This is a genomic window from Micromonospora sp. CNZ309 (assembly GCF_002846525.1).
Genome location: NZ_PJNG01000001.1, coordinates 2,527,650 through 2,553,173, shown reverse-complemented (window position 1 = coordinate 2,553,173; position 25,524 = coordinate 2,527,650). Strand labels below are relative to the sequence as shown.

Genomic DNA, 25,524 nt, shown 5'->3' with positions numbered 1-25,524 from the left:
TTGACCTGCCCTACGGCCTGCCGTAGCGTTGCCGATCAATGCCGGTCATGGGGACCACCGGCATCATCCCTAGGAGCAACGTTGGCCATCCCTGGATTTTCCATGCCCAGACGAAGGTTGGCAGCCGCTGTCGCTGCCCTCGTGGCGGCAACAGTCAGCGTGGTGGCGGTAGGCAGCCCTACCACCGCCGCCCCCTTGTCCACGTCGAAGACCGGCTCGTGGATCGTGCGGCTCGACGAACCGTCGCTGGCCGCGCACCAGGCGAGATCCGGCAGGATGAACGTCAGATCGGCTGAGGCCCGCACCTACACCGACCGGCTCGCCGCCCGGCAGTCGGAGGTCGCCAAGCGGATCGGCAAGCGGCTGGGCCGCAAGGTCACGGTGACCAGTTCCTTCCGGAACGTACTCAACGCCATCGTCATCACGGCGGACGCGGCGGAGGCCGCGAAGCTGGCCAAGGTGGCGGGCGTGACCGCGGTCGAGCCCGAGGAGGTGTACGAGCTCACCAGCGACGCCAGTCACGAGATCATCGGTTCGCCCGCGGTCTGGGCGGGCGAGACCGGCCCGGAGCTGGCCACCAGGGGTGAGGGTACGGTCGTCGGCATCCTCGACAGTGGCATCAACGCGGGCCACCCGGCCTTCGCCGCCACGGACGGGGAGGGCTACGCGCACACCAACCCGTACGGCCGGTACCTGGGTGTCTGCGACCCGACGCACCCGAACCACGACCCGATCTGCAACGACAAACTGGTCGGCGCGTACAGCTTCGTGTCGGGTAACTCGGCCCGGGACACCAACGGCCACGGCAGCCACACCGCCTCCACCGCCGCCGGCAACCGGCATCAGGTGACCCTGAAGTACGGCCCGGACCAGCCTGTGCGGACCGTGCAGGGTGTCGCGCCGCGCGCCAACGTGGTGATGTACCGGGTGTGTGTCGAGAGCTGCCCGGTCTCGTCCATTCTGGCCGGAATCAACCAGGCCGTCGTCGACGGTGTCGACGTGCTCAACTACTCCATCTCCGGGGCGGACCGGCCGTGGACCGACTCCGTGAGCCGGGCGTTCCTGGAGGCGTTCGGGGCCGGCATCTTCGTGGCGGCGTCGGCCGGCAACAGCGGACCCGGTGCCGGTACGGTGGCGCACACCTCGCCCTGGAACGCCTCGGTCGCCGCGACCACCACCGACCGTACCTGGGGCAAGTCCCTGTCGGTGGTCGGTCCGACGCCGGTCCCGCCGGCGCTGGCGAACCTGAAGGGCTGGCCCGGCTTCGGTCCGGGCAACTCCAGCCCGATCGACGCCGAACTGCGCTACTCCGGCGAGGTGGGTACGGCGACGGGCTGCTCCGCGTTCCCGGCGGGCTCGTTCGCCGGGGCGATCGCGCTGATCCCGCTGGGCACCTGCACCTCGGCCGTCAAGATCACCAATGCCGCCAACGCCGGTGCCGTCGCGGCCGTCCTGTTCGAGCGGCAGCCCGGCCCGCCGGTGTTCCTCTCCGGCGTGGAGAAGACGACGATCCCCGCGATCAGCGTCACCCAGACCGACGGTGAGGCGCTGCAGAGCTTCGCCACCACCACCGTCGAGCCGGTGACCGCCCGCCTGGGCGCCGCCACGGAACTGGCCCGCGACGCCGGCAGTGCCGACCTGGTGGCGTGGTTCAGCTCCCGAGGCCCGAGCGACTACGACCTGCTGGCCCCGACCCTCGCCGCTCCCGGGGTGAACATCCTCGCGGCCTACCGCGAGGTCGACGGGGACCCGAACCAGTACAACATCATCCGCGGTACGTCGATGGCCTCGCCGCACGTGGCGGGGGCCGGAGCGCTGCTGGCCGCGCTGCACCCGGACTGGTCCCCGGCGCAGATCCGCGCCGCACTGGCCGGTACCGCCGACCCCGACGGCGTACGTGAGGCACCCGGCACCCCCGCGGACCCGCTGGACGCCGGAGCGGGTCGCCTCGACCTCGCCGCCGCCGGCCGGGTCGGCCTGGTGATGGATGAGTCGTACGCCAACATGCTGGCGGCGAACCCGGCCACCGGCGGTGTGCCGCGCGAGCTGAACGTGCCGTACCTGGTGAACCGGCAGTGCAACCTGTCCTGCTCGTGGACCCGTACGGTGACCAACGTCGCCGACACTACCGCCACCTACTCCGCGTCGGTGACGGTACCGGCGGGGCTGACGGCGACGGTGAGCCCGGCGACGTTCACCCTCGCCCCCGGTGCGAGCCAGCGGTTCACCGTCGACCTGAACGTCTCGGGCAGCTCCGGCGGCAGTTGGACCTTCGCCGACCTGAAAGTGACCACCGACGGCCACCACGCCAACGGCGCGGCCATCGCCGGGGTGCACTACCCGGTGGCGGTGATCCCGGTGGCTCCGGGAATCACCGTCGACCCGACGAAGATCGAGGTGACGCAGAAGCCGGGCCTGTCCACGACCCGCAGCGTCACGATCCGGAGCACCGGCAACGGCGCGCTCAAGTGGCAACTGGCCGGCGGTGACGGTTGCGTCCTCCCCGACCAGGTGGACTGGCTGTCGACGGACGTCACGTCCGGCACGCTCAACCCCGGAAGCACGACCCAGCTCCGGATCACCCTGGACTCGACCGGCAAGGCACCGGGACAGCTGCGAGCGATGTTCTGTGTGGCGAGCAACGACCCGGCCAACCCGCGCGTCCCGGTCACGGTGGCCCTCGTCGTCTCCGACCTGCCGACCATGAAGGTCACGCCGGAGCTGGCCGTGAGCCAGCCGGCGGGAACGGTCACCGGAACGAAACTGACCATCGAGAACACCGGCACCGCGCCGCTGGAGTGGACCGTCGGCGAGGCGCCGGTGGTCGCGAACCGGACCACGCTCGCGACCACCGACCCGAAGCGACGCGAGTTGCTGCGCAACGGTGTCCTGCTGGTACCCAACACGGCGCTGCCCGGCGTGGCGGCATTCGACCCGCAGAACGGCGACCTGCTCGAACCGGCGTTCATCACCTACCCGCCGAAGACCGAGGTGGACCTGGGGACGACCACACACATCATCCTCAACCAGGCGCAGGATGGTTTCCTGGTCTCGTCCCAGAGCACCGGTGCCGTCTACTCGTTCAACCTCGACGGGCAGTACCAGGGGGTGCACGCGCCGGTCGGTGGACCGAATCCGGGCATCATGGGCAACGTCCGGGGCATGACGCTCTCGCCCTCGGGCACGCTGCTGGTGGCCTCCGGCAGCGGCAACAAGGTGGTGGAGTTCGACGCCAAGGGCAACTACCTGCGTGACTTCATCACGTCTGGGTCCGGTGGAATCTCCGGACCGTGGTACCTCACCTTCCGGGAGAACGACCTGCTGGTCTCCGCCAGCGGCGGCAACATCTACCGGTACGACCACTCCGGTCAGCCGCTGTCGGTCTGGGAAGACACGATCAACTTCCCGCAGCAGATGTACCAGCAGGAGAACGGCAACATCCTCGCGGCGGCCTTCTCCAGCCCGCCGGGCGTCTGGGAGATCGACCCGAACGGCGCACCGGTCAACCGGTTCACCGGGGCGCTCAGCAACCGCGGGGTGCACCCGCTGGGCAACGGGAACATCCTGACCACCAACAGCGGCGGGGTGCACGAGATCGATCGCGGGTCGACGCTCGTCGAGACCCCGCTCGCCACCAACGGTGCCCGCATGATCAGCGAGATCGCGCGGTCCCAGCCGTGTGACGAGCCGGCCGACGTGCCGTGGTTGCGGGTGACCACGCCGAAGGGCAAGACCCCGGCGGGGGGCAGCAGCAAGGTCACCGTCCTGGTCGACTCCACCGGGCTGACGCCCGGGGTGCACGAGGCGCATCTCTGCGTCGCGGGCAACGACCCGGACAGCCCGCTGCTCGGCGTACCGGTCAAGGTAACGGTCACCGACCAGGCGTGTGCCCGCACCATCACCAAGGCTCACCTGGGCCCGCTGACCGCGTCGGCCGGGCTGACCTGTCTCGCCTACGGGTCGTCCGTCGCCGGCAAGGTGACCGTGGCGCCGGGTGCCAGCCTGCACACCAACGGTGCGAACATCGTCGGGGCAATCTCCGCCGAACGCGCGGCCGGTGTGGAGCTGTCCGCAACGGCCGTGGTCGGCGCGATCGACCTGAGCAGCGGGACCGGGCCGCTGTCGCTGACCGGTAACCACGTGACCGGCCTGGTGTCGCTGACGGGTAACAACACCGGCTCGGCAGCACCTCTGGTCTCCGGCAACACCGTCGTCGGACCCCTGAAGTGCAGCGGTAACGAGCCGCCACCGGTCAACGGTGGCGTGCCCAACACGGTGTCCGGAGTAGCCACCGGGCAGTGCCGTGGCCTGTAGCCGATAGCTCGACGCAAGCATCATCCGCCGGATGGCCGGGCCCCCGCCCGCCATCCGGCGGCTTTTTGGGCCGCGTTCCGGCCGGGACCCGGGGGCAGCCCGCGCTGCCGGACATAGGGCGACGGGTCCGCGCGGTTGCGTCGCCGTGAGCGGGACCGAAAGCGCCGCCGTGGTCAGCCTGGGTCGGCCCGGCTGACCTCGTCGATCAGGCCGGCGAGCAGGGCCGTCCGGGGTACGACGGAGTCCAGGTCCAGCCATTCCGAGGGGCTGTGGTCGTTGCCGCCGACCGGGCCGAGCCCGTCGAGCACCGCCGCGCCGGCTTCGGCGAGAAGGTTCGCGTCGGCACAGCCACCGGTCGCGGTGTGGGACACGGGTACGCCGAGCCCGGCGCCGACCTTCGCGGCGAGGTCGGCGAGCCGCTGCCCGGCCGGACCCAGCTCCCAGGGTGGGGTGGGGGCGTGCACGGCCACCTCGGCGCGTACCCCGCAGACCCACGGCTCGGCGACCAGGCGGCGGATCTCGGCGAGCGCGGCCTCGTACTCCCGGCTGTGCCAGGCACGCAGGTCGACGAGCATGCGGGCCCGGTCCGGGACGACGTTGGGCCGGTCGCCGGCGGTCAGGTGACCGACGTTGACGGTGACCCCCGGCCACCGGCCGTTGAGGGCGTCCAGGGCGACGGTCAGCCGGGCGGCGGCGAGCAGGGCGCTGGCTCCGCGTTCCGGTTCGATGCCGGCGTGGGCCGCCCGCCCCCTCAGGATGACCTCCAGGTCGGCGACGCCCTTGCGTGCCGACACCAGGTCACCGTTGTCGCGGGCGCATTCCAGGCAGAGGGCCACGTCGGCAGCGGATCCGAGGGTACGCAGCAGCGGCCGGCTGCCCGTCGAGCCGATCTCCTCGTCGGGGGTGCAGACCAGCACCAGCTCGGCGTACTCCGTCCGGTCGAGCGCGGTGAGGACCTCGACGGCGACCAGGCCCGCGAGCACGCCGCCCTTGTCGTCGCTGACCCCCGGTCCGTACGCGCGGCCGTTCTGCACCCGGAACGGACGGGCGGCGGCCGTGCCGGGCGGGAAGACGGTGTCGAGGTGGCCGGCGAGCAGGATCCGTCGGCGGCCCCGCCCACGGTGCCGGCCGATCAGGACGTCGCCGAGGGGCCGGCCGGACGGGTCGGCCACCGGTTCCCGCTCGACGGCCATGCCGGCTTCCAGGCACCAGGTCTGCATCAGGTCGGCGACCTGCCGCAGGCCGTCCACCTGTCCGGAACCGGAGTCGATGTCGACCAGTCGGGCGAGTCGCTCGTGGTAGGGGGCGAGCCGGTTCCCGGCCGCCGCGAGCAGTTCCGCACCGTCCACCACACCGCCGACCTTCCGTTCGTTCACAGGACCTTGTCCAGGAAGGCGCGGGTGCGGTCGTGTTTCGGATTGCCGAGCACTTCGCTCGGTGTGCCCTCCTCGACGACGCAGCCACCGTCGAGGAACGCGACGGAGTCGGCGACCTCACGGGCGAAGCCCATCTCGTGGGTGACCACGACCATCGTCATGCCGTCGGCGGCGAGGCCCTTCATCACGTCGAGTACGTCGCCGACGAGTTCCGGGTCGAGCGCCGAGGTCGGCTCGTCGAAGAGCATCAGCTTGGGATGCATGGCCAGTGCGCGGGCGATGGCGACCCGCTGCTGCTGCCCGCCGGAGAGCTGAGCGGGGTAGCTGTTCGCCTTCTCGGCGAGACCCACCCGTTCCAGCAGGGCCGTCGCCTCGGCGCGGGCCTGGTCGCGGGGGGTGCCGAGGACACGTACGGGTGCCTCGATGACGTTGCCGAGCGCGGTGAGGTGCGGGAAGAGGTTGAACCGCTGGAAGACCATGCCGATGTCGCGGCGGCGACGGGCGACCTCGCGGGCCTTCAACTCGTGCAGCTTGTCGCCCTGGCGACGGTAGCCGACCAGTTCACCGTCGACCCAGAGTTGCCCGCCGTCGATGCGATCCAGGTGGTTGACGCAGCGCAGAAAGGTGGACTTGCCGGAGCCGGAGGGCCCGAGCAGGCAGGCCACCTCGCCGGGGGCGACGGTCATGTCGATGCCCTTGAGGACCTCGATCGGCCCGAACTTCTTGGTGACGCCCTCGGCCCGCACCATCGGCCGGGCCCCGGCCTGGCGGGTGGGGCTGATGGAGGTGTCGGTCTGGGTGGTCATCGGACTCCTCTCCCGGCGAAGCCACGGCCGAACCGCCGCTCGATCGCCCACTGGCCGGCGGACAGCACGCTGACGAGCGCGAGATACCAGATCGCCGCCACGACGAGCAGCGGGATCACCTTGTAGTTGCCCTGGTAGACGGTCTGCACGGCGGTCATCAGGTCACGACCGGCGATGATCGACACCAGCGCGGTGGACTTGAGCATGGTGATGGTCTCGTTGCCCATCGGCGGGATGATGACCCGCATGGCCTGGGGCAGGACGACCCGCCGCAGGATGAGCGCGGGGCTCATGCCGAGCGCTGCGGCGGCCTCGGTCTGCCCGGTGTCCACGGCGAGGATGCCACCCCGGATGACCTCGGCGGCGTACGCCATCTCGTTGAGCGACAGGGCGAGGACGGCGGCGACCGTGCCGGTGACCACGACGCTGGTCGGTTTGTCGAACAGGACCAGGTCGGTGAACGGCAGGCTGAAGGTGATCCGGGGGAAGAGCGCGCCGAGGAAGCCGAAGAAGATGATCTGCACCAGCAGGGGAGTGCCCCGGAAGACCCAGACGAAGGCCCAGGAGACACCCCGCAGTACGGGGTTGGCTGACAGCCGCATCACCGCGAGCAGGACGCCGCCGACGGTGCCGAGCACCATGGCCAGCAGGGTCAGCCAGAGCGTGGTGACCACGCCGTCGAGGATGTAGTCCCTGAACAGGTATTCGCCGATGGTGGCGGGTTCGAGGTTGGGGCTGTCCAGTAGAGCCCGGAGGAAGAGGGCCGCCACGCCGACCACGAGGATCGCGGTCAGCCAGCGTCCGTAGTGTCGTACGGGGACGACCCGTACGGTCTCGGTGTCGCTCGTCATTGGGTCGCCTCCAGCGGGGGACGGGGTGCGGCGGTCGCCGGGCGCGCCTTCCGGGCCCGCCCTCACGGGTGTCGAAAGGGCGCCCGGCGACCGCGGTTCAGGGAGTCGTCTCCGCCAGGGTCAGTCGATGGCCTGGTCGATGGTGGCCTGCTTGACCGCGATCGGCTCCTGCTTCCACTGGGCGAGGATCTTGGTATAGGTGCCGTCGTCGATCAGCGACTGCACGGCGGCCCGGTACGCCTGGGCGAGCTCCTTCTGCGCCTTCAGGAACCCGAAGCCGTTGGGGCTGGCCAGCCAGCCGTTCGGGGCGGACGGGTCGTCGACCAGCTCGGCCCTGCCGGTCAGGGCGGGGGCGATGTCCACCAGGTTGACCTTGGTGGCGGCGACCACGTCGACGTTGCCGGCGATGAGGGCCTGCACCGCCTGCGGGTTCTCCGGGTACTCCTTGACCTCGACGGCTCGGCCGGCGCAGTCGGACCGGCTGTACTCCGCGAGGTTCTTGGCCTGGTTGCTGGCCTTCTGCACGGCCACCTTGCGCCCGCAGAGGTCGGCGACGGTCTGCACGCCGAGCGGGTTGCCGGTCTTGACGAGGAAGCCGGTGCCGGAGGCGGAGTAGTCGACGAAGGTGGCGACCTGCTGGCGCTCCTTCTTGTCCGTGATGCCGCCGGCGATGGCGTCGTACTTGGCGGCCTGGAGGCCGGGCACGAGGCCGTCGAAGGGCTGCTGGGTGAAGGTGGCCTTGATGCCGAGCCGGGCCGACGCGGCCAGGAACAGGTCGTGGTCCAGACCCTTGAACTCGTCGGTGCGGCCCTCGGTCTTGAAGTCGATGAAGGGTTCGTACGGGGCGTTGGTGGCGACGGTGATGGTGCCCCGGTCCCGGACGTCGCCGGGGACCTTCCGGGCGAGGTCGGCATCGGTGCCGACCTCACCGACGCCCTCGATGGTGACGGAGACGGTCGTGACCTCGTCGCCGGAGCCGGCGGCGGTGGAGTCGCCGCCGCAGCCGGTGGTGACCGCGAGGAGGGCCGAGGCCGCGGTGGCCAGGGCGAGGTGACGGATGCGCATGGGGGGTGTCCTTCCGGGTGCCAGCCGAACCAGCACCCGGACTGTAACGCACATTACTATCTAGGTGTAGTTACAGTTTCCTGTAACGAGCTTCCGTCGCTCTCAGTTGCCACCGTACGTCTGCTGGGTCTGCTCCATCGCCTTCAGGCGCTTGCCGGCGACCGGCCCGAGGCGGTCGATCAACGCCGCCACCAGCGTCTCCACCAGCGCCAACGTGGGCACGAAGCTGTCGTACGGCGACGGCGACTCGACCCGGCTGGGCAGCACCACCTCGGCCAGGCCGGCCACCGGGGAGAGCCACCGATCGGTGAACAGGAGCACTCGGGCGCCCCGCGCGGTGACCTCCCGGGCCAGGGCCAGGGTGGGCTCCTCGTACCGGCGGAAGTCGAAGAGGACGAACAGGTCCCGGCGGCCCACGTCGACGAGCATGTCGGTGCGCTCCACCGGCGTGGACGGCAACAGACGACTGCCCCCGCGCACCTGCATGAGGTGCAGCACCAGGTAGTGCGCGAGCAGACCGGAGAACCGGCCACCCACCGCCGTCACCCGCAGTTGTTGGTCGGCCAGGAGGCGGACCGCCGCGTCCAACTCGCCCTGCGGCAACTCGGCCAGCGTCCCGGCCACGGCCTCCGGCAGGCTCGCCGCCGCCCGGGGCAGCGCACCCTCCGGCCGACCGCCGGTCCGCTCCGCCGCCCGGTATGCCGTCAGCGGCGACGTCTCCCGCTCGGTGAGCTCGTCGCGCAGCGCGCGCTGGAACTCCGGATAGCCGCCGAACCCGAGCCGGCTGAGGAACCGCAGCACGGTCGGTGCGCTCACCTCGGCCCGCTCGGCCAGCGAGGCGACCGTACCCAGCCCCGCGGCCGGGTACGAGGCCAGCAGCGCACGCGCCACCCGACGTTCGGCCGGGCTGCACTCACCCAACCTCTGTCGGACCAGGGCGGCCACCCCGACTGCGGGCGGCTCGACAGCGGCGTCGTCGGGCAGGTGTTCCGGACCGGCACCCGTACCCGGCTCGCCAGCAGGATCGAAGGTCGACACGCGCTGAGCGTATCCGCCGGTCCGTGCCGGCCGACCCCGACACGGAACGGGCGAGTGTCCCCGCCCGCGCACCCCCTACCTGGAGGTCGGACCGCACCGGCGGGGCGCGCCCGCCCCCGGGCTGAGGAGGGCGCGCCTTCGGCCGGGTGGAATCAGGACTTGGCGAGGGTGCAGGCGTAGTCGGCCGTACCGGATCCGGAGTATGCCTCCACCTCGACGTAGTAGGTGGCCGACCCGGACGACGTACGGGTCAGTGAGACCGACTCGTCCGCACCCGCCCCGTCGTTGACCGACCGGGTCAGCGTGCTGCCGGTCGAGCTGAGCAGGTAGAGGTCGGCGTCGTACGCGGTCGGGACCGCACAGTCGACGGTGAGCGTCTGGCCACTGGCGAGGCTGACCTCGAAGTAGTCCCGGTCGCTGCCGCTCTTCATGTCACCGGTCACGGTCAGCGGGTAGCTGTGGCCGCTGACGTCGTTCGCGGCGGTGCGGCTGTCGTTCGGCTCGACCTCGGCGTACGCGGAACCACCTCCGGGCGGGGGCGGCGGGGTGGTCGAGCAGTCGGTGACCGGCGTACCGCTGTAGAGGTTGCTGCTCGGCACCCCGTTGGTCACGCTCTTCAGGTAGTAGCCGCAGGTGGGACGCTTGGCGAAGTTGTAGGTCTGGCCGTTCGCGAGCTTCCAGATCTTGAAGTTGGAGTACGTCAGCGGCTGCCCGGAGACCGCCACCTCCGGCTGGTGGTCGCCGAGGACCACGTACGCGTTCGAGCCGCTCAGCGTGGCCAGCCCGGACTTGTCGATGAACAGCGACGCGCCCTCGTTGACCCCGACGCCCCAGGCCGCGCCTGCGCTGGTGCGCCCGTCCTTGACGGCCCGCGCGACGAACGCCATCGTGCGGCCCATCCGGTCGCGCTCCTGGAAGTGCGAGTCGTTGACGGTGTTGGCGTAGTTCGCCCAGCGGAACATGCCGGTGGTGAAAGTCATCGACCGGTCGTACGGGTCGTCCAGGGCGATCGCCGACGTGGCGCTGGCGGCGCACGCGTCGTACACGATGTCGCTGTTGATGTGGTGGCCGGCGCTGCCGCCGCCGACGCCGCCGCCCTTGGCCACGACGGACTCCACGGACGCCTCCAGCGCGGTGCCCTTCCATGCCGCGTAGTTGCACTGGTTGCCGCCGGCGAAGTAGACGAACTCGGCGTTGCGGATGTCGGCGTTCACCTGGCTGTTGTTGCCGTCGTTCTTGGCGGTCAGCGTCAACGTGGTGCAGGAGTTGACTCCGGCCAGGCCCATGATGTCGTCGCATTCGGGGGTGCCGCCGTCGGACGCGGCGACGACCGCCACGTCGATCGTGCCGCTGGCGCCGCGGATCGCGTTGATCGCCCGCGTCATGGTGGCGGACACGACACCGCCGGAACCGTTCATCGTGTATGCCGGGCCGGACCAGCTCGCCCGGCTCGCATCGGTGGAGCTGCCCTGCCGGTCGCGGATGACCTGGGCGTGGGCTGCGGTCACCCCGATCGGGGCGAGGCTCGCGACGAGGCTCGCGGCGGTCAACACCGCGAGACGGGTACGCAGGGGGTTGCGGACAGGGAACATGGGCACCTCCGAGGGGCCACGAATCGATGAAACAGAAGTTACATCGATTAAGTTCCCTGCTCAATACGTAACTTCCGTTACATCCTGATGACGTGTTCCGGCCCCATGCGCGACTGTGGAAGGGCCCCTCGACAGGCGTCGAACGGCCCTTCCCCACCTATCTACCGGACCACGCCTACCGGGCGGCGATGCCGATCACGACGCCGGTGAACGATGTCGACCCACCAGCCCGGAACGCGGCGAAGCCCCGTCCCCGGGTCAGCGTCGCCTCCCACCGCGGGTCGTCCTCGTACGACACGTCGGACACCGACGCGCAGCCGGCGTTGTCGATCAACGCCTCGGCGCCGGTGACGAGGCCGTAGTTCCAGAACACGTCCCCCGTGGGCGTGACGTCGCAGCCCGGCACCCCGGTGACCCGCTGCTTCGACCGGGCGATGACCGGCTGCCAGCGGTCCGAGCGGTACTGGTCGCCCTCGGTCAACCGGGTCCAGCGCACGCCCCCGACACCCCAGACGGGAGTACGGGTGGTGCGCGCCCACCGCAGGTCGAGCACGGTCACCCCGCGCTGGCCGAGCACCCGCAGTTGCTGGTGCCGCGAGCCGACGCCGGTCACCTCCAGCGCGGTGTTCTCGTCCAGGCCGAAGATGCGCTTGTTGCGAGTGTCGGTGGCGAGCCGGATCGACCGGGCCTCCCGGCCGCGCCGGGAGAAGTGGGTGTCCACCAGACCGTCGCGGAAGAAGCCGAACCCGCCCTTCGGCAGGTACCCGAGGACGCTGGAGTCGTCGAAGTAGCCAGCCTTCGACCCGTCCCGCAGGCCGGGGTCGACCGACCCGCCCGTGATCATGTCGCGGCCGGCCATGATCTGCGCGCCCGCGCTGGTGCCGGCGACGACCGCGCCCGCGCGCAGCTTGCGCCGAACCGCGGCCAGCGCCGCCGAGTCGCGCTGTGCCCCGCCCCGCGTCATCGTCGTGACGTACCGGTACTGGTCGCCACCGCCGAAGAAGAAGCCGGTCATCGAGTTGATCTGGGCCACCACGACCGGGTCGTCGGCCTTCTCGGGGTGGTCGACGTCGATCGGGATCCACTGCGCGTCGGCCACGCCGTACGTCTTGAACAGGTTCGCGTAGTAGTCGCCGTTGCAGACGCTGTTGTTGCAGTCCGGGGTGTCCGCGTCCGGATCCTCCGACGGGGTGGGTGCCGCCGCCGTGAAGATGCCGATGCGGGCCCTGCCGGTGCCGCCGGCCAGCCGGACGATGTCGCCGTAGATGGTCGCGTTGTCGTCGGCGAGCGCGCCGCCGACCAGCACGAGGCTGCCACCGGAGGGGTGGGACGACGAGGTTGCCGAGGCGGGGACCGCAGCCAGGGGGACGCTCAACGCGACCGCCGTGCACGCGCCGACCCCGAGGGTCAGCAGACGGTTCAAGGGCATGACTGCTCCTCACTGGAGACCGTGAGGGCGGGCCGACGTGAGCGTACGGCAGAACAACCACCCCGACAACGGCCGGTCGCGACCCCTCGGCGACGGGTGGGTTCGGCTCACCGGCGGCAGAAGCGGTTTCCGGCATCGCCCGCTGGACCTCCTCGGGCGATGCCGTTCGTCCGTCGGCTCGGGTGCCGGTGTCACGGTCGATAGGCCATGCACGTTCGAGGAACGTATGGGCACTGTTCGAACGGCATCCGTTCGTCACTGCGCGGCGACCCTCCAGTGTGCAGAAGGACGGTCCCGGCGCGTCTGCCGCAGGGGTTGGCGTTACCGACCAGACCGGCTGCCTCGACCGGCGACGGCATCTCACCTGCACGTAAGAAAGCGGTAATGCTGCCCGACCAGGCGGCCGGGCTAATATCCGCTCATGCCCGGTCCCCGTACCGCATCCCTGCCCGGTGTGGCCGCCTTGACGGCGGTCGTTCTCGCCCTCGCTGCCTGCGGCGGCACCGAGCCGCCCGCCGCTCCGGCCGGCACGACCGCCGGGCCACGCACAGCGGCCCCGCCGACCACTGCGGGCACGGTCGGCCCGCCGGCCAGCGCTGCGACGAACGCCGCAGTCCCGGAGACGATCTCGTTCACCGGCCGGACGATCGATGGCGGGGCCTTCGCGGGTAGCAGCCTCGCCGGCAAGCCCGCGGTGCTGTGGTTCTGGGCGGCCTGGTGTACCCGCTGCCGCGCGGTCGCCGACGAGGTCGCCGCCGTGCAGCGCGAGAACGCCGGCCGGGTCAACGTGGTCGGCGTGGCCGGGCTCGGCAGCGGCGACGAGGCGATGCGACGGTTTGCGAAGGAGACCGGGATCGAGGGCTTCCCCCACCTGGCCGACGACGACGGCCAGGTCTGGCGTCGCTTCGAGGTGACCAGCCAGGAACAGTACGTGCTCCTCGACTCAGCCGGCACCGTCGTGCACACCGGACCACTGTCCCCGGCGGACCTGCGCAAGCGTGTCGCCGGGCTGAACTGACCATGCCGGACACGCCATACGGCCTCGCCGTCGGCGCCGGGCTGCTGGCCGCGGTCAACCCGTGCGGCTTCGCACTGTTGCCCGCGTACCTGTCGATGCTGGTGCTGGGCGACGAGCCGTCGGCCGAGCGGGGCCTGCTCGCACCGATCGGCCGGGCGGTCGCGCTGACCGGCGCGATGACACTGGGGTTCGTCGCGGTGTTCGGCGCGTTCGGGCTGCTCGCCGCCCCTGCGGCGGACGCGGTCGCCCGTCACCTGCCCTGGGTGTCGATACTGATCGGCCTCGCCCTGGTGGCGGCCGGCGGCTGGCTGCTGGCCGGACGCCAACTGCCGGCCTTCACCCCGAAGGTGGCGACCGGACCGGCGGTCCGCCGACGGTTCGGCTCGATGATGCTGTTCGGCATGGCCTACGCGATCGCCTCGCTCGGCTGCACCATCGGCCCCTTCCTGGCCGTCGTGGTCGCCGGGTTCCGCGCCGGGTCGGCGCTCTCCGGCATCGGCCTCTTCGTGGCGTACGCGGTGGGTATGGGGCTCGCGGTGGGGGCCGCCGCACTGGCCGTCGCGTTGGCCCGCGATTCACTGGTGCGCCGTGCCCGTCGGGCCGCACCGCTGCTGGGGCGTGTCGCCGGCCTGCTGCTGATGGTCACCGGTGGATACGTGGCCTGGTACGGCTGGTACGAGGTGCGGGTCTTCGCCGGTCGAGGTGACACGGACGACCCGATCATCGACGCGGCCGGCGCCGTTCAGACAGCGCTCAGCGGCTGGCTGGCGGTTCTGGGGCCGTGGACCGTCGCCGCGCTGGCGCTGGCGCTGCTCGCCCTGGCCGCCGGCGTGACACTGACGCGCCGGCGCCGAGCACTGGCCCAGCAGGGCCGTCGCCCATCCAACTGAGGATCGGGCCAGCACTCTGATCACGTGACCTGCCGAAGCGCGCGGCCGTCGTCGTACGCTGCCGGCCAGCATCGCGGCGGCGCGGGCAGCGCATCATCCCCGCGACGATCGCCATCGCCGTGCGGCCACGACTCACTGCGGCCGGCGGCGTGCCGCGCTGCAAAGGCACCCGCCCATTGTCGAGGCTCAGACGGCCGCGAGCCGGACCACGAACCGGCATCCGTCTGCGGTGTTGCTTACCTCGACCCGGCCGCCGTGCGCTTCGACCAGTCCGCGCACGATCGCTAGTCCGAGACCTCCGGACGCGCTGTCACCACCTGCGGTGCGGGGGGTGCGGGCGGGCTCGCCCCGGAATGCGACGTCGAACAGCCGAGGCAGATCGGTAGGGGGGATGCCGCCGCAGGTGTCGGCGACGGACAGCCAGGCGTGGTCCCGGTCGCGGCCGGCCTCGACGAGTACGGTGCCGTCCGGTGGCGTGTAGCGCACCGCGTTGAGCAGCAGGTTCGCCACTACCCGGGTCAGCTCTGGTTCACTGGCGGCGACCATCGGCCAGCCGGACTCCGCAGCGACCAGCTTGATTCGTCGGGCTGCGGCCAAAGGGGCGGTGCTGGCCAGTGCGTCCGAGACCACCTCGCCGAGCGGTACCGCCGCCATGGACAGCCGTAGGGCCCCGGCGTTGATCCGGGACAGTTCGAACAGATCGTCGACGAGCCTGGTCATCCGGTCCGTCTCCAGCCGGATACGCAGGTGGTACTCCTCGACCGTCGCGGGATCACGGACGACGCCGTCCTCGAGCGCCTCCGCCATCGCCCGCAGCCCGGCGAGTGGGGTACGCAGGTCATGGGAGACCCAGGCGACGAGGTCCCGACGCCCGGCCTCCACCTGTCGCTCCCGTTCGCGGGCCTGGTCGGCCCACACCGCGGCAGTGGCCAACCGGCGGCCGAAGTGCCCGCCGACGCCGAGGCTGACCACCGCCGCCGCGCCGACGGTGATCAACACCACCTCCAGGTCGTGCGGGGACAGGAACATCGCCTCCGCGACCGCTACGACTCCGAGGACAACCGCGACCACCGCCGTGGTGAGCAGCACGCAGAGGTGCACGATGATCGAGCTGCCTCGGAGCAGACGCAGCAGCAGCGCTCCGACGACGCCGGCGGCGAGCGCCGCGCCGAGAGCGATCGCGAAGATCAGTGCCAGATCACGCATCGGCAGGCCCGTATCGATAGCCGATGCCCCAGACGGTCACGAGCCGTTGGGGGTTGGCAGGGTCGGTCTCAATTTTCTCGCGCAGGCGCCGGACGTGCACGGTCACGGTCGAGTGATCGCCGAAGCTCCAGCCCCAGACCCGCTCGAGTAGTTCGGCTCGGGTGAACACCCGGGCCGGGTGCCGCATCAGGTGGACGAGAAGGTCGAACTCGCGCAGGGTCAGAGCGAGTTCCCTGCCGGCGAGATGGACCGTGCGGGGGCCGGTCTGCACCATCAGGCTGCCGTCGGTGAGAGTCTCTGGCCGCCCGAGGGGCTGCTCACCGCCGGCACGGCGAAGCACCGAACGGACCCGCAGCACCAGCTCCCGCGGCGAGAAGGGTTTGGTCAGGTAATCGTCCGCACCCAGTTGCAGGCCGAGGATCCGGTCGGCCTCGTCACCAAGCGCGGTGAGCATGATGATCGGTACGCCGTGTGGCCCGGCCCGCAGCTCACGACACACTGAGGTTCCCCCCGGGATGTGGACACCGGGTTATGCCGCGATCTGATGCAGCGTAGTCGGTGCGAGAGCCTGTTCGTAATTGGCGGGGCTGAGGTAGCCCAGCGCGGAGTGGCGTCGTCGGTGGTTGTAGAAGGCGATCCAGCGGAACACGTCACGGCGGGCGTCGGTCTCGGATGTCCAGTGTCGGCGGTCGACGTCGAGTTCCCGCTTCAGGGTGGCGAAGAACGACTCGGCCAGGGCGTTGTCGTACGACGAGCCGATCCGCCCCGTCGAGCGGCGGATGCCGTGCTGTTGGCAGGCGTCGGCGAAGTCGCCGCTGCCGTATTGGGCGCCCCTGTCCGAGTGGAAGATCACCCCGTCGACCCGGCCGCCGCGGGCGGCGACCGCCGCGTCGAGGGCGTCGATGACCAGTTCCGCGCGCATGTGGGTGTTGATCGACCAGCCGATCAGCCGTCGGGTGGCGATGTCGATGACCGTGGCCAGATAGAGCCAGCCGGCGCCGACGCGTAGGTAGGTGATGTCGCCGCACCATCGCTGGTCCGGTGCGGTGGCGGTGAAGTCCCGGCCGATCAGGTCCGGCACTGGTGGGGCGGCCGGGTCGGGGATGGTGGTGCGTTTGCGGCGGCGCAGGTGCCGGCCCACCACGTCACGTTGGCGCATGATCCGCTCCACCCGCTTGCGGTTGACGCGCACGCCCTGATCGTGCAGCTCGACGGTCACCCGCGGGGATCCGTAGGTGTCGCCCGAGCCGGCGTGGATGACCTTGATCTGTTCGGCGAGGGCGTCCTCGTCGGCGGCGCGAGCCTGCCGGGCGGGCTCGCTGGCGGTCCAGCGGTAGAACCCGGAGCGGGAGACCGCCAGGACCCGGCACAGCCGCTTGACGCCGAAGGCGGCACGGTGGGTGGAGATGAACCGGAAGCGGCTGGTCACCGATCCATCTCCTTCGCGAAATAGGCGGCTGCCTTGCGCAGGATCTCCTTCTCCTGCCGCAACTCCGCGACCTCACGCCGCAGGCGGGCGATCTCGGCGTCCTTGTCCGCCACCGACAACCCGTCCCCACCCGAGGCGGTCGCGGCGATCCCGCTCTGGCGTTCGGCGGCGCGGACCCAGTTCCGCAACGTCTCGTGACTCATCCCTAGCTCACGGGCCACCTGATTGATAGGCCGCTGCGACGAGCGGACCAGGTCGACCGCGTCACGCCGGAACTCTTCTGTGTACTTCGATGGACGCCCCAACGGGGACACCCCTTCCTCTGGACCAACATCCAGTCTCAGGGTGTCCACATCTCAGGGGGAAGCCCACACCTGCAGGCCGCTGACCTCGGGCAGCATCAGGTCGAGAACCACCAGGTCCGGCGTCTGCCGGGCGACGGCCGCCAACGCCGCTGCCCCGTCGCCCGCGTGGCTGGCCTGAAAACCGTCGTGCTCCAGATAACGGCAGATCACGTCGCTGACGTTGTGGTCGTCGTCGACCACCAACACCTGCTTCTTGGCCTGCGGCCCTCGTTCCCGCCATGTCCCGGCCGCATCCATCTGGCCAGCGTAGCGACGAATCGGTCGCCGACGGCCGGCCCAAAGCTTGCCAGGTTCTTACGGCTGCGGCCTGCCAGGGGCGGAGGTCATGGCGCGGCGGGACGGTCCAAGCGGGTCAACTCGGCGAACCAGCGACAGCCAGACCGGAACACCTCGCCGACCGCCAGTCCCGCCGCGGCAGCGACACCTGACACCGCATCCGTGTCCAGCCACGCCCAGCGGAAGGTAGGGCCCTGGTGTCGTCCGGTCGCCACGTGGACCTGCCCCTGCCAGGCGCCGGTGCCAGGCGGTTCCAGCTCGACCAGCACCGTGCCGGACGGACGCAGCAGCGCCCCGCACCGTCGCAGCAGCGCGACCGGGTCGCCCCCGATGCCGATGTTCCCGTCGAGCAGCACCGTGTGTGCCCACCGCCCCTCGGCTGGCAGCGGGCCGAACAGGTCCGCGTGCACGGCGACCGCGCCGCGCGCCCGGGTCAACGCCACCGCCTGCGACGACACGTCCACCCCCACGGCGCTCAGCCCGGCCCTGGTCAGTGCCATCGACATCCGGCCCGGACCGCACCCCAGGTCGAGGGTGGGGCCGGCACAGCGGGCGACCACCGTCGCGTCCGCGGGGGTGGCCGGTCGATGCCACCGCTTCACCGACAGACGGCGGCAGGGCCCGTCCGCAGGCATCAGCCAGTGCACGTCTCCAGCTTGGTCGCGTAGCGCGGAGGCAAATCCGTCCCCGTTCACGCGCGTACCACCATGGCGCGACGCACGGCCTCGACCTGGCGGGCGAACCGGCCATCCGGGATCGCCGCCGCCACGGCGCCCGCGTCGGACCAGTTGTCGACGTCTCGCAGCACGGGCAGCGGCACGACGCGTAGCCCACGTCCAGTCAGTGCGGACCATGTCGATCGGCCCGTATCCGGCGTCGACATCGGCACCGCGCGCAGCATCACCGCCTGCCGGGGGTCGCGTAGCCCCAGCGCCCACCAGCCGCCGTCGTGGGCGTACCCAAGCGCTGCGTCGGCATCTTCGAGCCGGCACATGGCGGCGGCCAGCCGCGCCGGGGTCAGTTGCGGGGTGTCCATCCCGATCTGCAGCACCCGACGGTCGGGGAATGTCTCGGCGACGTCGAGGTGGGCGTGCGCGAGTCGGTCGGCGAGATCCGTGCCTCGCTGCGGCAGGACCGACCAACCGGCGAGGGCGGCGGTCAACTCCACGCCGTCCACGGCTTCCGCGAGGTGTCCGGCCAACGCCAGAACGGGTGTCACCCCTGGCGTCTCTCGGACGGCATCCAGGGTGTCCCGCAGCGCGGCGGCGGCCAACTCGGCGGCCTGGACGGGAGTCGCCGGCGGGCACAGCCGGGTCTTCACCAAGCCGGGCACGGGCGCCTTGGCCATCACCAGCACGACGGTCACCGGGGCTCCCGTACGGTACGCAACACGGCGGCGAAGTCTCGGGTGGCCCGCAGGGTGCCCCGTACGGACCCGGAGACCTTGGAACGGGTGCCGGCAGCGCGCGGGGCGTAGGTGACATCCACCTCGTGGATGCGCCAACCCGCCGCGGCGGCCCGGATCAACAGCTCCAGCGGATAGCCGAAGGCCCGGTCTGTGACTCCGAGGGCGAGCAGTGCCTCCCGGCGTGCCACCCGGATCGGGCTGAGGTCACGCAGCGGCACGCCCCGGTGCCGCAGCAGCGCGGCGACCAGCGCCGTGCCCGCCCGGGCGTGCCAGGGCCACACCCCGACGCCGACCGGTCGACGACGGCCGACGGCCAGATCGGCGACCCCGTCGGCGACGAGGGCGACCAGGGCGGGTAGCTCTCGGGGGGCGAAGGATCCGTCGGCGTCCAGTACACAGACCAGTTCGGTGTCGGCGACCTCGATCCCGGTGTGCACGGCCGCTCCGTACCCCCGCCGTGGTTCGTACACCACCCGCGCACCGTGCCGTGCGGCCACCTCGGGTGAGCCGTCGCGCGACCCGTTGTCAACGACGATCGCCCGGTATCCGGGCGGCAACGCGGTCAGCACGGCGGGTAGGGCGGCGGCCTCGTCCAGGCACGGCAGCACCACATCGATCTGTGTCGGCATACCGCCGACGCTAGGGCCGGCCCAGGGCGGCCCGCGCCCGATTCGACCTTACGGAACACTTACCGCACAGACACTTCTTACCGTCCGGTGACATACCGACGAAGTGGCTGACGGGGGCGTGGACCGAGCCGTACCGTCCGGTCGACATGAGACCCGGTGCCACCGTTTCCCGCTCGTCCGTCCACCACCGCATCCCGAACCGCCACCGGGGCGACCTGCTGGTGCTGGGCGTCGAGGCGACGCTGTTGGTCACCGCCGTGGCGGTGGGCGCGATGCTCAACCGCGCAGGCGTGGGCCTGCACGCCGACGCCGCGCCGCTCTACGCCACCTGGAGACCGCACCTGGGCTGGGGCACGCCGGCCGCGTTGGCGATCGCCGTCGCGGTGGTCGGGCCCGGAACGCAGTGGGCCCGCACCGCCCGGTGGGGCCCTCTGCTGTCCGTCGGCTACCTGGCGGCGGTCGGCTGGACGCTCGCCCTGGCCCTCGTGGACGGCTGGTCGGAGGGGCTGACAAGACGGCTCACCCCGCAGGCGGAGTATCTGCACGAGGTACCCCGGGTGACAGACATCGGGCGGATGTTGGCCGGTTTCGCGGACCGCATTCTGGACTTCCAGCCCGGCTCGTGGTCCACCCACACCGCCGGCCATCCACCAGGTGCCCTGCTGGTGTTCGTCGCACTCGACCGGGTGGGCCTGGGCGGTGGCACGGCGGCGGCGCTGGCCTGCGTCCTGGTCGGGGCAAGCGTCGTGGTATCCGTGCCGATCGCCTTACGGGCCCTGGGCGCCGGCGGGGCCGCCCGAGCATCGCTGCCGTTCCTGGTGCTGCTGCCCGGAGCGGTTTGGGTAGGTGCCTCCGCCGACGGTCTCTTCACCGGGGTGGTAGCCGCCGGCCTCGCGCTGCTGGCAGTACGAGGAACCGCGACCGCGTTGGCCGGCGGCGTACTGCTCGGCTTCGCGCTGTACCTGTCCTACGGCTTCGTGCTTGTCGCGCCCCTGGCTCTCGTCGTGCTCGCGCTGCGTCCAGGAGGCCGAGGTGCCGCGCTGCTCGCTGGCGCGACCGGTGTGGCCACGGTGGCAGTGGCGTTCACCGTGGCGGGGTTCTGCTGGTGGCAGGGGTACGACCGGGTGGTCGAGCGCTACTACCAGGGTTGGGCGGCCGACCGTCCCTACGCATACTGGGTCTGGGCCAACCTGGCGGCGCTGCTGCTCTCTGCCGGGCCGGTGGTCGGGCCGGCGCTGCGCCGCACTCTGCACTCGGCATGTCGGGCCTGGCGGGCGTGGGCCAGACCCCCGGAACTGACCGCGCCGACGCCGAGGGCCAGCGGATCGGGACTGGGCGGTGAACTGCTGACCCGCGTCGCGATGCGAAACCGGCGGCTCGGCGCGCTCGCGCGACGGGTCGAGACACTCGGGCCTACCGTTCTGCTACCGGCCGCCGCGGTGCTGGCAGTGCTCGCCGCCGACCTTTCGGGCATGAGCAAGGCAGAGGTGGAGCGGATCTGGCTACCGTTCACGGTCTGGCTGCTCGTCGCCACCGCGCAGCTGCCCGCGGCGACGCACCGCTGGTGGTTGGCCGGGCAGGCGCTCACCGCCCTGGCCGTCAATCACCTGCTGTTCACCGTCTCGTGAGCCTGCCTCCCGGCCGCCGATGAGGGGGTGGGGCGAGTCTGCTCAGACCGACACGACGGCGGGTTCCCGTAGCGGATCGGTGGCGAAGGCGCTCACTCCGTCGACGAAGCTGACCCGGGCGGTGTATCCGAGCAGGTCGCGCGCGCGGCCGGGGTCGGCGACCACGTGCCGCACGTCGGCGGCCCGGGCGCCGCCGACGACCACCGGTGCTGGCCCGTCCATCGCCGCCGCCAAGGCGGTGGCGAGATCGCCGACGGTGTGCGGCTGGCCGGAGCAGACGTTCACCGGCACCAGACCGTCCGGAGCCGAAGCGGTCAGCGCCAGCACGTTCGCGCGCGCCACGTCGGAAACGTGCACGAAGTCGCGCTGCTGCAAGCCGTCCTCGTAGACCTGTGGCGGCCGACCATGGGCCAGCGCCGACCGGAAGATCGACGCGACTCCGGCATACGGGGTGTCGCGGGGCATCCGGGGGCCGTACACGTTGTGGTAGCGCAGTGCCCAGACCCCTGCCCCGGTCTGCCGGCTCCACGCGGCGGCCAGATGCTCCTGGGCCAGTTTGCTGGCCGCGTAGGTGCTGCGCGGTTCGAGCGGGGCGTCCTCCGGTACGAGTGCGCTGGTGAGTGGGCCGGCGCATACCGGACAGATGGGGTCGTACCGGCCGGCGGCGACATCGGCCTCGCGACGTGGGGCCGGTCGAACGACCCCGTGCCGGGCGCACGTGTATCGCCCTTCACCGTAGACGACCATGGAACTGGCCAACACCAGACGAGACACGCCAGTCCGGTGCATCGCTGCCAGCAGTACCGCCGTGCCGTAGTCGTTGTGGCTGACGTAGTCGGGAGCATCCGACGGGTCCAGTCCGTGCCCGACCATCGCCGCCTGGTGACACACGGCATCGACCCCGGCCAGCAGATCGTCGAGCAGGTGCGGATCGCGGATGTCGCCAACGACCGGATCATGGCGGCGGAACCACGCGGGCAGCACGCTCCCGTGCGCCTGGGGCAACAGCGCGTCCAGGCACACCACCTGGTGCCCCTGTGCGACGAGCAGGTCCGCGACCTGCGATCCGATGAACCCGGCGGCGCCGGTGACGAGTACCCGCATTGCGTCACGCTAGGTCAGCGGGGCGGCCGCCGGGGCCGGTTCGGCTCCGACGTCAGCACTTCGTAAGGGGACGGCCGGTAAGCCTTCGGTAATGCCGCAAAGCCCGCCCGAGGGCGCCGTTGCCGGTTAGCGTCCTGCACGAAGCCCGTCGCGTCCGGTTCGACGCCCTCGCCGACTGGAGGAACCGTGCCAGCCGACCCGCCGTCTGACGATCCACCTGCGGGAGCTGACCGTGGTGAGCCGAGGCGCATGTCCGACGGGCCTGGGCGGTCCGCCGGGGCGATCGGTAAGCGAGTGGACGCCTACCCGGCGCGGCTGTGGCGTGCGTTGGATCGGCATCGCCCGCCTGGAGCGGACGCCGCCACCAACGCGTGGCGCAGTCCGGTGCGTGGCCCGTGGTTGACGTCCGTGTTCGGCGTCGTCCTGCTCGCCACGCTACCGTTGGTGATCATCACCGGCCTCCTGGACTGGATCGCGTACGGCCCTCGGCTCGGCCAGGCTTTTCCCCGCGACGTGGGCTGGTTGCGCCCTCTCGTCTTCGACTGGCCGACCCGCCCCGCCTGGTTGTTCCGGCTCACCCAGGGGCTGCACGTGACGCTCGGCATCGTGTTGGTTCCGGTGGTGGTGGCGAAGCTCTGGTCGGTGGTACCCAAGCTGTTCGACTGGCCGCCGGCCCGTTCGCTGGCCCAGGTGCTCGAACGGCTGTCGCTGCTGCTGTTGGTGGGCGGAATCCTCTTCGAGATGGCGACCGGCCTGCTCAACATCCAGTACGTGTACCTGTTCGGGTTCGACTTCTACACCGCGCACTGGTACGGCGCCTGGATCTTCACCGTCGCCCTCGTCACGCACGTGGTGATCAAGCTTCCTCGTACGATCTCCGCGCTGCGTGGCCCGCGCCTCACGCGTACGACGGCGGAGGAGACCACGCCGGAGCCGGCGGATCCGGACGGGCTGGTAGCCCGCCGGCCCGGCCCGGCGACGATGAGCCGACGTGGCGTTCTCGCCCTGACCGGGGGCGGCGCGTTGCTGTTGGCGGCGCTGACCGTCGGGCAGAGCCTGGACGGGATGCTGCGCCGGACCGCGCTGCTGCTACCCAGGGGGCGGCAGCCCGACGAAGGACCGAACGGATTCCCGGTCAACCGGACCGCCGCCGCGGCCGGTATCCGACCCGCTGACGCCGGGGCCCGGTGGCGACTGATGGTGCGTGGCGGCAGCCGTACGGTCGAGGTGGACCGCGATGGCCTGCTCGCGATGACGCAGCACACTGCGGATCTGCCGATCGCCTGCGTCGAGGGTTGGTCGACGACGCAGACCTGGACCGGGGTCCGACTACGGGACCTCGCCGCTGTGGTCGGCGCACCCGACAGCGCCGTGGCGTGGGTCGAGTCGTTGGAACAGGCCGGTCTGTTCCGTCAGGCCCGGTTGCAGGTCAACCAGGTCCGCCACCCCGACTCGTTGCTCGCCCTGCGGGTCAACGGCGTCGACCTCTCGGCCGACCACGGCTATCCGGCGCGGATCATCGTGCCTGCGCTGCCTGGCGTGCACTGCACGAAATGGGTCCGCGGAATCACCTTCGAGGAGCAGCCCCATGACTGAGTTCCGGCGCACCTATGGCGCCGCGCTCTGGCATCTACTGCTCCTGCTCGGCTGCTTCGCGGTGACCGGCTGGATAGCCTTGCGGCTGGCCGGAGAGCCGACCGCGGGGCGGATGCTGCTCTGGTTCATCGGCGCGGTCACTGCCCACGACCTGTTCCTGTTCCCGCTCTACGCGCTGGTCGATCGGGCGCTGCGCGCGGCGGTGGGTAGCCCCGAGCGTCGATCGGCGCTGAATCACGTGCGGGTGCCCGCGCTTGCCTCAGGGCTGCTCCTGCTCGTCTACCTTCCCAGCATCCTCGGACTCGGCGGCAACACGTACACGGCTGCGACGGGCCTGCCTCCGCAGCCGCTGCTGGCCCGCTGGCTGGTGGCCAGTGCAGCGATCTTCGCCGTCAGCGCGGTGCTCTACGCGCTACGGCGGCGTCCCACTCGAAAGGTTGAGGGTTCGAGTCCGGACACACCTCGTGACCAGCACAGATAGTGGACCGTCCCGGAAGCGACCGAGGGCAGGGCAGGGCGGGGCGTCGCGGCAGGCGCTACCCGCGACGCCCCGCTGTCCGTCAGACGGGGCTGCCGGTGACCGAGCTACCGGACTTGCTCAGGCGGTACGTGATCTGCGTGCCGCTCCAGAAGTGGAACGTCAGGGTGACCGGGCCGTTGTCGACCTCGGCGAAGAACTCCGGCTTCATGAGGATGCTGTTCGCGCCGTAGTCGGGCTGGAAGTTCGTCCAGAACTCCTTGTACGAGGTCCAGTTGCTCGGTCCGGCGGGGCTTCCGTCGGCGTACTTGGCCTCCATGGTGGCGAGTTGGTCACCACGGAACTGGGTGGGGATGGCGAACGAGCCGGTCGTTCCGGTGGCTGCGGCCTGGATCGGCCGGTCGTACGAGATGAGGTTCAGGGTGGGCGCGCTGCTGGTTGATGGCGCCGGTGCGGGGCACGTAGACCTGCTCCGAGGACGCGGTGGCGGATCAGCTGGTCCAGCTCGCCTTCATCAGCGCGAACAGGCCCGGGTCGCGCCACCGCAGGTCGTTGCGGTTCAGGAACGAACCCGCGTCCCAGAGATGGTGGTGAGCTTCCTGATCCGGGCCTGGTAGCCGACGGCCTCGAAGAACTTCAGCAGCTCACCGCGTTCGATGACGCCCGGTCGGGTGTAGTCGTAGCTGGGCAGCGCCCAGCCCGGAGCTCGCCGCTCGGCCGGCCATGATATCGCTAACATGAGTTGCCCCCGGCTTTTCTGCCCCCAGGTCGTCGCCCGGGGCACCCGGTCGGGATGCCGCGTTCCGACGTGACCGTCGCCGGCTTCGCGTCCGCCGCAACTGATCGCGCGAACGTGCGCCGATGGCGATGCGGGCCGCGCCCGGCGCGCTCCGGCGCTGTCCCGGAGGTGTGGCATGGCGACGCCGGCACGTCTTGACGAACCGAATGTTATCGCTCACTCTCGATGTCGAGGATGACGGCAGCCGTGGCTCACCGGGCGAGCTCGCTGGCCGGACCTCGCGTCCA

21 protein-coding genes and 2 pseudogenes are annotated in these 25,524 nt (G+C 71.1%); 6 read left to right on the top strand and 17 right to left on the bottom strand.

Features of this window, described 5'->3' with window-relative positions; genetic code table 11:
- Nucleotides 1–195 precede the first annotated feature (195 nt).
- A complete protein-coding gene (locus CLT72_RS10100; protein ID WP_158242008.1) occupies nucleotides 196–4,314 on the top strand; it encodes a S8 family serine peptidase in 4,119 nt (1,372 codons plus the stop codon).
- Nucleotides 4,315–4,487: 173 nt separating this feature from the next.
- On the opposite strand, the gene CLT72_RS10095 is transcribed toward CLT72_RS10100, so the two are convergent.
- The 7 genes from CLT72_RS10095 to CLT72_RS10065 form a co-directional block, all read right to left on the bottom strand.
- Nucleotides 4,488–5,690, bottom strand: coding sequence for a zinc-binding metallopeptidase family protein (locus tag CLT72_RS10095; RefSeq protein ID WP_486484208.1), 1,203 nt, complete (start codon nucleotides 5,688–5,690; stop codon nucleotides 4,488–4,490).
- Nucleotides 5,687–6,496: an amino acid ABC transporter ATP-binding protein gene (locus CLT72_RS10090; protein WP_284039786.1), complete on the bottom strand. Its 810-nt coding sequence runs from the start codon at nucleotides 6,494–6,496 to the stop codon at nucleotides 5,687–5,689. The genes CLT72_RS10095 and CLT72_RS10090 overlap by 4 nt, the downstream gene beginning before the upstream one ends.
- Nucleotides 6,493–7,347, bottom strand: a complete 855-nt coding sequence (locus CLT72_RS10085) for an amino acid ABC transporter permease (protein ID WP_101411110.1) — start codon at nucleotides 7,345–7,347, stop codon at nucleotides 6,493–6,495. Before CLT72_RS10085 ends, CLT72_RS10090 begins: the two co-directional genes overlap by 4 nt.
- A 120-nt stretch (nucleotides 7,348–7,467) precedes the next feature.
- Nucleotides 7,468–8,412 carry a transporter substrate-binding domain-containing protein gene (locus tag CLT72_RS10080; protein WP_101411108.1) on the bottom strand — a complete coding sequence of 315 codons (945 nt, stop codon included), beginning with the start codon at nucleotides 8,410–8,412 and terminating at the stop codon, nucleotides 7,468–7,470.
- Nucleotides 8,413–8,514: 102 nt separating this feature from the next.
- On the bottom strand, nucleotides 8,515–9,450 hold the full coding sequence (locus CLT72_RS10075) for a MurR/RpiR family transcriptional regulator (RefSeq protein WP_250101213.1): 936 nt from the start codon (nucleotides 9,448–9,450) through the stop codon (nucleotides 8,515–8,517).
- Between the two features lie 152 nt (nucleotides 9,451–9,602).
- Nucleotides 9,603–11,042 carry a pre-peptidase C-terminal domain-containing protein gene (locus CLT72_RS10070; protein ID WP_101411106.1) on the bottom strand — a complete coding sequence of 480 codons (1,440 nt, stop codon included), beginning with the start codon at nucleotides 11,040–11,042 and terminating at the stop codon, nucleotides 9,603–9,605.
- Between the two features lie 175 nt (nucleotides 11,043–11,217).
- Nucleotides 11,218–12,471, bottom strand: a complete 1,254-nt coding sequence (locus CLT72_RS10065) for a cyanophycinase (protein WP_101411104.1) — start codon at nucleotides 12,469–12,471, stop codon at nucleotides 11,218–11,220.
- A gap of 421 nt (nucleotides 12,472–12,892) precedes the next feature.
- Between CLT72_RS10065 and CLT72_RS10060 the strand changes: the two genes are divergently transcribed.
- Together CLT72_RS10060 and CLT72_RS10055 are read left to right on the top strand one after the other, a co-directional pair.
- Nucleotides 12,893–13,489, top strand: coding sequence for a redoxin domain-containing protein (locus tag CLT72_RS10060; RefSeq protein WP_101411102.1), 597 nt, complete (start codon nucleotides 12,893–12,895; stop codon nucleotides 13,487–13,489).
- A 2-nt stretch (nucleotides 13,490–13,491) separates the two neighbouring features.
- Nucleotides 13,492–14,379: a cytochrome c biogenesis CcdA family protein gene (locus CLT72_RS10055; protein WP_101411100.1), complete on the top strand. Its 888-nt coding sequence runs from the start codon at nucleotides 13,492–13,494 to the stop codon at nucleotides 14,377–14,379.
- Nucleotides 14,380–14,565: 186 nt separating this feature from the next.
- Here CLT72_RS10055 and CLT72_RS10050 read toward each other — a convergent pair whose 3' ends face one another.
- The 7 genes and pseudogenes from CLT72_RS10050 to CLT72_RS10015 form a co-directional block, all read right to left on the bottom strand.
- Entirely contained in the window at nucleotides 14,566–15,585 is a 1,020-nt protein-coding gene (locus tag CLT72_RS10050; RefSeq protein ID WP_101411098.1) for a sensor histidine kinase, read from the bottom strand.
- A pseudogene (locus tag CLT72_RS10045) lies at nucleotides 15,578–16,102 on the bottom strand (winged helix-turn-helix domain-containing protein); the annotation flags it as partial. The pseudogene CLT72_RS10045 and the gene CLT72_RS10050, both read right to left, overlap by 8 nt.
- Before the next feature lie 12 nt (nucleotides 16,103–16,114).
- A protein-coding gene (locus CLT72_RS10040) for an IS3 family transposase (RefSeq protein ID WP_486484205.1) occupies nucleotides 16,115–17,319 on the bottom strand; the annotation gives its coding sequence in 2 pieces (ribosomal slippage) (nucleotides 16,115–17,085 and nucleotides 17,085–17,319; 1,206 coding nt in all).
- Between the two features lie 66 nt (nucleotides 17,320–17,385).
- Nucleotides 17,386–17,616, bottom strand: a pseudogene (locus CLT72_RS10030) (response regulator); the annotation flags it as partial.
- A gap of 86 nt (nucleotides 17,617–17,702) precedes the next feature.
- Entirely contained in the window at nucleotides 17,703–18,257 is a 555-nt protein-coding gene (locus CLT72_RS10025; RefSeq protein ID WP_486484207.1) for a class I SAM-dependent methyltransferase, read from the bottom strand.
- 89 nt (nucleotides 18,258–18,346) lie between these two features.
- On the bottom strand, nucleotides 18,347–19,021 hold the full coding sequence (locus tag CLT72_RS10020) for a TIGR04282 family arsenosugar biosynthesis glycosyltransferase (protein WP_101411092.1): 675 nt from the start codon (nucleotides 19,019–19,021) through the stop codon (nucleotides 18,347–18,349).
- Nucleotides 19,018–19,692: a glycosyltransferase family 2 protein gene (locus CLT72_RS10015; protein ID WP_101411090.1), complete on the bottom strand. Its 675-nt coding sequence runs from the start codon at nucleotides 19,690–19,692 to the stop codon at nucleotides 19,018–19,020. The genes CLT72_RS10020 and CLT72_RS10015 overlap by 4 nt, the downstream gene beginning before the upstream one ends.
- A gap of 146 nt (nucleotides 19,693–19,838) precedes the next feature.
- Here CLT72_RS10015 and CLT72_RS10010 point away from each other — a divergent pair, with 146 nt between their 5' ends.
- Nucleotides 19,839–21,320: a hypothetical protein gene (locus tag CLT72_RS10010; protein ID WP_101411088.1), complete on the top strand. Its 1,482-nt coding sequence runs from the start codon at nucleotides 19,839–19,841 to the stop codon at nucleotides 21,318–21,320.
- Nucleotides 21,321–21,362: 42 nt separating this feature from the next.
- On the opposite strand, the gene CLT72_RS10005 is transcribed toward CLT72_RS10010, so the two are convergent.
- Nucleotides 21,363–22,424 (bottom strand): NAD-dependent epimerase/dehydratase family protein, encoded by a 1,062-nt coding sequence (locus CLT72_RS10005; protein WP_101411086.1) that lies wholly within the window; start codon nucleotides 22,422–22,424, stop codon nucleotides 21,363–21,365.
- Nucleotides 22,425–22,673: 249 nt separating this feature from the next.
- On the opposite strand from CLT72_RS10005, the gene CLT72_RS10000 reads away from it, so the two are divergent.
- Entirely contained in the window at nucleotides 22,674–24,020 is a 1,347-nt protein-coding gene (locus tag CLT72_RS10000; RefSeq protein ID WP_199184535.1) for a molybdopterin-dependent oxidoreductase, read from the top strand.
- Complete coding sequence (locus CLT72_RS09995) at nucleotides 24,013–24,501, top strand: hypothetical protein (RefSeq protein WP_101411082.1); 489 nt, start codon at nucleotides 24,013–24,015, stop codon at nucleotides 24,499–24,501. The genes CLT72_RS10000 and CLT72_RS09995 overlap by 8 nt, the downstream gene beginning before the upstream one ends.
- Before the next feature lie 79 nt (nucleotides 24,502–24,580).
- Here the strand turns inward: CLT72_RS09995 and CLT72_RS32620 are convergent, their stop codons facing one another.
- Nucleotides 24,581–24,892 (bottom strand): hypothetical protein, encoded by a 312-nt coding sequence (locus CLT72_RS32620; RefSeq protein WP_486484369.1) that lies wholly within the window; start codon nucleotides 24,890–24,892, stop codon nucleotides 24,581–24,583.
- A gap of 165 nt (nucleotides 24,893–25,057) precedes the next feature.
- Nucleotides 25,058–25,237, bottom strand: a complete 180-nt coding sequence (locus CLT72_RS32615) for a hypothetical protein (RefSeq protein WP_101411078.1) — start codon at nucleotides 25,235–25,237, stop codon at nucleotides 25,058–25,060.
- Nucleotides 25,238–25,524 lie beyond the last annotated feature (287 nt).

Coding starts and splice junctions, on each gene's coding strand:
- CLT72_RS10090 (WP_284039786.1), bottom strand. CDS start 6,496: ATGACCACCCAGACCGACACCTCCATCAGCCCCACCCGCCAGGCCGGG.
- CLT72_RS10085 (WP_101411110.1), bottom strand. CDS start 7,347: ATGACGAGCGACACCGAGACCGTACGGGTCGTCCCCGTACGACACTAC.
- CLT72_RS10080 (WP_101411108.1), bottom strand. CDS start 8,412: ATGCGCATCCGTCACCTCGCCCTGGCCACCGCGGCCTCGGCCCTCCTC.
- CLT72_RS10070 (WP_101411106.1), bottom strand. CDS start 11,042: ATGTTCCCTGTCCGCAACCCCCTGCGTACCCGTCTCGCGGTGTTGACC.
- CLT72_RS10065 (WP_101411104.1), bottom strand. CDS start 12,471: ATGCCCTTGAACCGTCTGCTGACCCTCGGGGTCGGCGCGTGCACGGCG.
- CLT72_RS10060 (WP_101411102.1), top strand. CDS start 12,893: ATGCCCGGTCCCCGTACCGCATCCCTGCCCGGTGTGGCCGCCTTGACG.
- CLT72_RS10055 (WP_101411100.1), top strand. CDS start 13,492: ATGCCGGACACGCCATACGGCCTCGCCGTCGGCGCCGGGCTGCTGGCC.
- CLT72_RS10050 (WP_101411098.1), bottom strand. CDS start 15,585: ATGCGTGATCTGGCACTGATCTTCGCGATCGCTCTCGGCGCGGCGCTC.
- CLT72_RS10015 (WP_101411090.1), bottom strand. CDS start 19,692: ATGCCGACACAGATCGATGTGGTGCTGCCGTGCCTGGACGAGGCCGCC.
- CLT72_RS10010 (WP_101411088.1), top strand. CDS start 19,839: ATGAGACCCGGTGCCACCGTTTCCCGCTCGTCCGTCCACCACCGCATC.
- CLT72_RS10005 (WP_101411086.1), bottom strand. CDS start 22,424: ATGCGGGTACTCGTCACCGGCGCCGCCGGGTTCATCGGATCGCAGGTC.
- CLT72_RS10000 (WP_199184535.1), top strand. CDS start 22,674: ATGTCCGACGGGCCTGGGCGGTCCGCCGGGGCGATCGGTAAGCGAGTG.
- CLT72_RS09995 (WP_101411082.1), top strand. CDS start 24,013: ATGACTGAGTTCCGGCGCACCTATGGCGCCGCGCTCTGGCATCTACTG.
- CLT72_RS32615 (WP_101411078.1), bottom strand. CDS start 25,237: ATGTTAGCGATATCATGGCCGGCCGAGCGGCGAGCTCCGGGCTGGGCG.